At 43.8% G+C, this 6,654-nt stretch carries 6 protein-coding genes and 1 pseudogene; all 7 read right to left on the reverse strand.

Annotated elements, in window-relative coordinates:
• Window positions 1–200 precede the first annotated feature (200 nt).
• Window positions 201–404, reverse strand: a complete 204-nt coding sequence (locus tag ACUVJL_RS30990) for a hypothetical protein (RefSeq protein ID WP_445249339.1) — start codon at window positions 402–404, stop codon at window positions 201–203.
• On the reverse strand, window positions 397–783 hold the full coding sequence (locus ACUVJL_RS30995; RefSeq protein ID WP_445249340.1) for a hypothetical protein: 387 nt from the start codon (window positions 781–783) through the stop codon (window positions 397–399). The genes ACUVJL_RS30990 and ACUVJL_RS30995 overlap by 8 nt, the downstream gene beginning before the upstream one ends.
• Before the next feature lie 953 nt (window positions 784–1,736).
• Window positions 1,737–1,988 carry a hypothetical protein gene (locus tag ACUVJL_RS31000; RefSeq protein ID WP_445249341.1) on the reverse strand — a complete coding sequence of 84 codons (252 nt, stop codon included), beginning with the start codon at window positions 1,986–1,988 and terminating at the stop codon, window positions 1,737–1,739.
• 39 nt (window positions 1,989–2,027) lie between these two features.
• A complete protein-coding gene (locus ACUVJL_RS31005; RefSeq protein ID WP_445249342.1) occupies window positions 2,028–2,204 on the reverse strand; it encodes a hypothetical protein in 177 nt (58 codons plus the stop codon).
• Between the two features lie 1,489 nt (window positions 2,205–3,693).
• Window positions 3,694–4,041: a hypothetical protein gene (locus ACUVJL_RS31010; protein ID WP_445249343.1), complete on the reverse strand. Its 348-nt coding sequence runs from the start codon at window positions 4,039–4,041 to the stop codon at window positions 3,694–3,696.
• A gap of 157 nt (window positions 4,042–4,198) precedes the next feature.
• Window positions 4,199–4,531 (reverse strand): hypothetical protein, encoded by a 333-nt coding sequence (locus ACUVJL_RS31015; RefSeq protein ID WP_445249344.1) that lies wholly within the window; start codon window positions 4,529–4,531, stop codon window positions 4,199–4,201.
• A gap of 557 nt (window positions 4,532–5,088) precedes the next feature.
• Window positions 5,089–6,654: pseudogene (locus tag ACUVJL_RS31020) on the reverse strand (hypothetical protein); the annotation flags it as partial.

Raw genomic sequence — 6,654 nt, forward strand, 5'->3', positions numbered from 1 at the left:
AAAATCCCACAGTGTAACATCTTCAAAAAATGGGTGTACTTTATTATTCATAAGCTTTTTACTATTATTTTTTACTTTTTTTTCTTGTGTTTATACAGGGTGTTACTCGGACCCTGTTGCCTGCGGCGCCCCTAAATTCTGGGTGTCGCGGCCGGGGGGGCGGGCCATAAACCCGGCTCCCCCCCCGGCCCACGTTTTCATCAGTCGCTTTCTTCTGTGTCTTGGGTGTCTTGTGTGTCTAAACTACTGTTGTCTGCTGGAAAGGGAACGCCGTAAGTTTCCAGCATTGCCTCCCAGGTAGCAGTTTTGCTGAGCTTGCCGAACTGCTTGGCATCTTCGTTGCCGAAACCGCAGTCAAAAGCGATCGCTTTGAGTTGCTCGATGCGACGATAGTTCTTACCCATTGTTGACCTCTGCTTCACTGGCAGACACAATGAGATTAATCAAATCAATTGCTTCTCCCAAATAGCTCTCTGCTTTTCCCAACGATTTAGGAACATCTTTTTGGTAAGACTCTAGCAGTAGTGATGATTTTTCAGTAAAATCACGACAAGCTGTGTCGTTCTTATTACTAATTGAAAAATCCGCCAAGTGCATATCCAAACTTGTCAGAAAAATTTCGGAACGGCGACTAAAGTGAACGCTGTAAATAGAATTTATCAACAGCTCAGTCAGTTTGTTGACAAGCAATTTGTCAATAACAATTGTGTCGTCTGCGCCAGCCTCTAAATCTTTAGGGACATTCGATGCTTCATTTCCCCCAATAAGGTGAGATGTAGTCATGAGTTTGATTATCACCGCCTGAGTATGAATCCAAAAAACCGCCGTGGGCTTCCAATCACAGACAGCGGTTTTTTGGCGTTTATTAAGTCCTCGATCAGTTTAAGTTCTCGCCCTTAAAACGAGATTTATCCAAAAGCTACTGCCGTTTGACGCCAATCTAGAGCAGCGGTTTTTTGATGTTTGGAGATATCTGATGAATTTAAGGGCATTGTCTGGTGAGTGTGAATCCAAAGACCGCTGTTAGATCCTCCTACAGATAACATCAGTTTTTTGGTGTTCACGGGTATTTGGTTAGTTAAAATTCTCGCCGCACAGTAAGAATGTAATTACCAAAAACCACTATTAGATCCTCCAATTTTCTCGGGAAGATTGGGGAAGTCGTGAATTGTTCGGTGTTCTCAGCACCAAACAGTCGCGCAGCAGTTTCCCTAAGCTACTTAACAGCTAGGGCTTCGTCAGAATGTTGGAAAAACGTTAAGTCTTGCGATCGTCCGGATGGACAACCCTCTGTAAATGTCATAATTTTTGAGCTCCAATCGTTGTAAGAGAACGTGTTGGGGAAGTCGTGACTTGTTAAGCGGGTCCAATCGCTTGACAGTCGCGCAGCAGTCTTCCTTAGTTACTTACAATTGCAGTATTCTGGCCATTTTGTCAAGAGATGGCTGTAAAGTTTTGTCGCCTCAGCTTTGTAAAATCTCCAAAATGAGTTCCAGCTCTGCCAAGTCAGCTTTTGATTTTTTGCGTCTGGCTTGAAGCTGGCTGAGAATTGTGGCCGCATCAGATGCTAATTTTTGGTAAGGTTCGGCGGCCGGAGCAGAATTTTGGTTGAGCGAGGATCGTTTCGTCTCAATTTTTTTCCGATCGGCGCGCCAGTCTCAAGTTGCGATCGAAGCTCCACACCGATCGCGATCGGCGCTGAGTTTGTAATTTCCTCCCGCGAGGCGCGCTCTGTCTCAAGTTGCGATCGAACCTCTACACCGATCGTGATCGGCGTCTTCCGTTTCAAGTTGCGATCGAACCTCTACACCGATCGCGATCGGCGCTAATTTTTCATTTTTTTCCAGAGCCGATGCAATTTTTCCCTTTAAGCCAGATAGTTCTACACCGATCGCGATCGGCGCCTTCTGTTTCAAACTTGACTGATTCAACCTCAGCAAATGCCATTTCCATAAACGGATAAAGCTCGGTTCCTGGTTATTTTTCAATGCTTGCCCCATCAAGTGCTGTCTTAATATCTGCCGTTTCTATAAATGGTTATTGCCTCTATCCAGCCATTTCCATAAGCGGATAAAGCTCGGCTCCTGGTTATTTTCAATGCTTCTTGCCCCATCAAGTGCTGTCTTAATATCTGCCGTTTCCATAAATGGTTGCTCCTCTATCCAGCCTTTTCCATAAACGGATGCCAGGTTTTGACCAACCATTTATATAAATGGTTAGATCGCCGTGACACGTCTCCCACAAGTTTTAAAAAAGCGACCGGACGCAGGCTTGAGATAGCAATCGTTTGCTTTTTAAAAACCTCATTGGTTGGGCTAGGAGGGCAAACGGACATATCCACGCTAGATCCTCACCGCTACAGTTTGATGCCGTTTCCATAAATGGCTGATGTCCTATCCAACCGTTTCCATAAATGGCTGTCAGGTTTTAATCAACCATTTCCATAAATGGCTGTCAAATGCTACGCGGGAATAATTTAATATCTCAGCCCAGGTCTTGCAACTGCGAAAGCTCCCTTAAGTCAGTTTCATTAAATCAAATTGAATTGCTACATATACTCAGCTCCTGGGCGTGAGCTTTAAATGACTGTTCTAAATAGCTTTTACAGTTTCCACATTTTTTTTATGTGTAGCATCCATTAAATTATTATCAAAATTTTGCGATCGCTATAAACACAGTGCTAGACATGGTGCTAGACAAAACTAGACAACACTAGACATGGTGCTAGACATGGTGCTAGACAGTGTAGACAGTGTAGACAGTGTAGACAATAAATTATTGCCAGAATTTTGCGATCGGTAATCGTGGGCCGGGGGGGGAGCTAAGCGTGGCCCGCCCCCCCGGCCGCGTCAGAGGTGCGCCGCAGGCCCGCAAGGCTAAAAAAAACCGGGTCGAGTGATACCCGGTAGACAACCTAAAAAAATATAAAACATGATATACTATGCAATTTCAAAAACTTACCCTAAAAAACTAGGTCAAGCAGCCGATGAAATTTTTCGAGTGGCAGCTTGTCCGCTGTAGAGCTTGTTGTAAGTAGAGGGAGTTGTGTCGGACAAGTTGACGCCGAAAAATTAGCGCAGCGGTCATCGGTTGCGGCGAGTGCAGCGGTCACCGATCATGATCGGAACAATTTTTCCGCTTTTGAGCGCGTCCAAGAGTCCGATCGGAATATTTTTTCCGGTCTTGAATTGAGTGTGTCCAAGAGCCGATCGCGATCAATGCTCAACTGATGCCGAAAAATTAGCGTAGCGGTCATCGGTTGCGGCGTGGGTGCTAAGTTGTTGGTCTAAATCGGTCTTAGTGTCATTTGGGCTAGCCACGCTGTTTCCCACCCGATTAGTTGCACCTCCTAAATTTGTTTACAGGTTTAGGACTTGTTGCTGATAGGTTTGAGTGGGGGGGTAAATGAGCAGTCGTACAGAAACTTACGCTAAGGAATTGATTAGCCGTTTTGAATATTGAGATCGCCTCTTATAGACCTGTACCAATTGAACTGTCTGAAATTTAAAAGCCTCAAATCCTTCCTGTACCGTACAAAAAAGCTGTACCAAATAATCTATGCTCTAATTGGTACAGTTTAATTTTCAACTCTTTAAGTTTTTGAGAGATAAAAAGAGTAGTTCCCAGAATGCTTATCCAGTAACACTTCAAGGACGCTGGTTAAATGGGTAGCCCAAAGTCAAATGTTTAACACTAGCTTACTGAGAAATAATCCTGCCATGCCTTTATAAGCGTGTCTCTAATTTGCTGTGGTATATTCGGAGTATTGAAACTTCTTGTATTTCCATAATAGTAGTACATCCTATCATCTGTTGCTATATGATCGTCGTATGAGTTATCCACATGTCTGCTGAAGTGAATACCTTGATAAAGAGCATTAGCTGCACTATACACATAATAGACCCAATTCCCCGTTAGATTTTCTTTGGCATTTGTAAGTTTCCAATCTCCCATGTTAGCTAGGGCGTTAGAAGGAAAATTAAAAAAAATGGCACTAATAAAAAAAAATGAAATGACGAATTTAATTCCACGCTTAATCATGATTTTTCCTTAAAGTTAGAAAAAGTTTAAGTTGGCTTTGAGAGGTAATTTTAAAAGTACGGTTAATCGTCAAGTCCTGTCGAGTGGATACAGGCATAGTGGGTGATGCTCTATACGGTTAACCGTTCTTTTGATTAAATACCCCATTATCTTATCTTTACTCAAAATGTGCTTGAACACCCGTTAAGTTAACAGTTATACCTATATCCTTACTACCAGAAACAGTCAATAGATTTTTTATACCCTCCGGGGTACTGCATTGCAATTTATAATCATCATCCCACAAATAAAACTCTGCATCTACATGAGAATTATTATTTTCATTTTTTATTTGTATTCTTATCTGTTTTCCACTTGTTTGATAAGGAACCCAGGTACTAGTTGTTTTTGTTCCTTCTCCACTAAAATTTAATTCTTTTTCATCTTCAAAATTATAAAAATTCATCCCCATTCCTTGTGGCAAAGCTGAACGAATACTTTTAATAGACATAACCATATTTAGACTCCTTTTGCAAAATCTTATCTAATAACTTTAACAGCTGCGCGTATCTCGGCTGTACCCCATTAGGAACATATCTTAACCCAGAGACTGGAACCGCTAAGTTCATTAATAATGTGAAGCGCGTGACACACGGCTTTAGGTGTCCTTGCGGACGGCAGTGCGGAGATTTTTCCGACGGTCTTCTAAATTTTTTCACTTCGACAAAGACTTAAGAGCCCGTCGAAAAAATCCCGCTAGAGGTTTAGAGTATCCGCTCAATAAAACGGGGTAGACTACCGTGTTGAAAACGATTTTGCGATGTTTGAGGCTAGTCAGTGAGCGATTTCCCCCGATTTATTGAGCGGATACGGTTTAGACGGGGAAAGGGTAATTCCCCACTTACTCCAAAACCTTTTTTAGGCGGGAATAACTTCCATATCCTGAGCTAAAGCTTGCAAGACTGGTGATGTAGTGACACAGCGAAACTGGCACAGCTAAGTGGCACAAGAAAATTCCATATCTTAACCCTGGGCTTAGAACTGTTATAGCTGAGTAGGACTTTATACTTATTGGGATGGATTCTCTAAAGTTGGTCCCCATCTGATTTGACTGGGGAAAGCTAGCCCTTCGCTCCATTCGCCGCATTTTGTTTGATACAAAATTCGGTAGCGCGTCCCCTCGGAACACCAGCCGATTACTTTGGCCGTCACCCACTTACCCCAGCGGCTAACCCAGCCTGTCAAGTTTGTGATCGGAGTTTCTGCGATTGGAGTTTGGATCGGAGGTTCTACTTTTATGTTTGGTAGAGTGACACCTACCCCTAAATTTGTATCAAAAACAGCAGGTGTCACCGCCTCAAGTGCTTGCCCCGCGAGGAGTTCAGCTTCTTTTACTTCTGCTATTCTTTTCGCTTGTTTTTTGGCTGTAAGAGCGGTCAATTCATCCCAATTTTTAGGGGTGCTTAGCTCATCAATAAACGAGTATTCTCGGTGCACCACACCGCTCCGTTTCCTTCTGTGACAAATAAGTTTGCAGCCAATTAAGCTCAGCAATTGATTCAACCACTGCATCGGTTTCATCTTGCCTGGATGTCCGAGAAGGTTGGCGATCGCTTTCTTTTTGCAGCGCTCGTAAATCTCGGTAACTTCAAAGTCATCGCCGCTCCAAACTTTGCTGGAATCCAAAAATTTCTCCAGACCCAGGGCTTGAAGTGCTCTGATTTTTAGGTAGCGATTGGAGAAATCACCCAAAAATTCACGCTTGCCAGCCAACAATCTAGAACGCTGCAAATATTCGGCGTCCTCTGGGTTCTCAAATTGCCAAGCGGCATCGAGCTGGGATAAAAGCGATCGCTCATCAAACCTCACCCGGCGCACAAACTCCCAGGTCCACAACTCAGAGTCTTCGATTCCTGGGAGCCGAGCTTTAAGCAAAGCTTTGATGCTCTTGCATTGTTCTGACCATGCAGCATTGTAGTTCCGCTTAATTTTCAAGGCCTCGGCTAGGTCAATGTCGGGTGCGTTGAAAATCTCTTGAGCTTCTTCGTCCTTGCACTCTTCTTTTGCCAGGGCGTGTCCCTCGTCGCTGCACTCGGTCGCTGATACTTGCTGCACAGAGTAGCCACCAAGCTCGAAAGCTTTAAACAAATATTTCCGTAGGTTCACGCGCTCCAGTTCTGCTTTCGCTTGGAGCTTTGCCCACATAATTGTGTGTGGCGTAACAATTTGAGCCGCTAAATCTTCCCGCACTTTCTGCAACTGGGATTCATCCTCTAGAAGCAACCGAGCTTCTGTATCCCCAAACTCTGAGAGAGCTTTGATTATTTCAGCTTCAAAAATTCCCCCGGTGTTCTTTTTGCCCAGCCCCCGCTCTGGACACAAAACAATAATTCTTTCGGGATGACGGACGCGCCGAGACATTTGCATACACTCGTCAACGCCCAGAACTCCCACAAACCAGCAAAACACATCAGAAAAATAATTCTGGGTGCTAATGTCAATATTCTGGATGCTAATGTCAATGCCCGATTCAGCCGTCGGAGTGTAAACTATCCAAGCTAGTCCGTATTTCTTGATATAAGCGTCGGGGTCTTTGAGAAATTCTTTGACTTCTGCCTTTGTTGCAGTTTTGGA

It is taken from the genome of Microcoleus sp. OTE_8_concoct_300 (assembly GCF_031383065.1).
Lineage (GTDB): Bacteria > Cyanobacteriota > Cyanobacteriia > Cyanobacteriales > Microcoleaceae > Microcoleus.

Excerpts from the sequence above, each read along its gene's own strand:
- ACUVJL_RS30990 (WP_445249339.1), bottom strand. The coding sequence starts at position 404 with ATGGGTAAGAACTATCGTCGCATCGAGCAACTCAAAGCGATCGCTTTT.
- ACUVJL_RS30995 (WP_445249340.1), bottom strand. The coding sequence starts at position 783 with ATGACTACATCTCACCTTATTGGGGGAAATGAAGCATCGAATGTCCCT.
- ACUVJL_RS31005 (WP_445249342.1), bottom strand. The coding sequence starts at position 2,204 with ATGGTTGGTCAAAACCTGGCATCCGTTTATGGAAAAGGCTGGATAGAG.
- ACUVJL_RS31010 (WP_445249343.1), bottom strand. The coding sequence starts at position 4,041 with ATGATTAAGCGTGGAATTAAATTCGTCATTTCATTTTTTTTTATTAGT.
- ACUVJL_RS31015 (WP_445249344.1), bottom strand. The coding sequence starts at position 4,531 with ATGTCTATTAAAAGTATTCGTTCAGCTTTGCCACAAGGAATGGGGATG.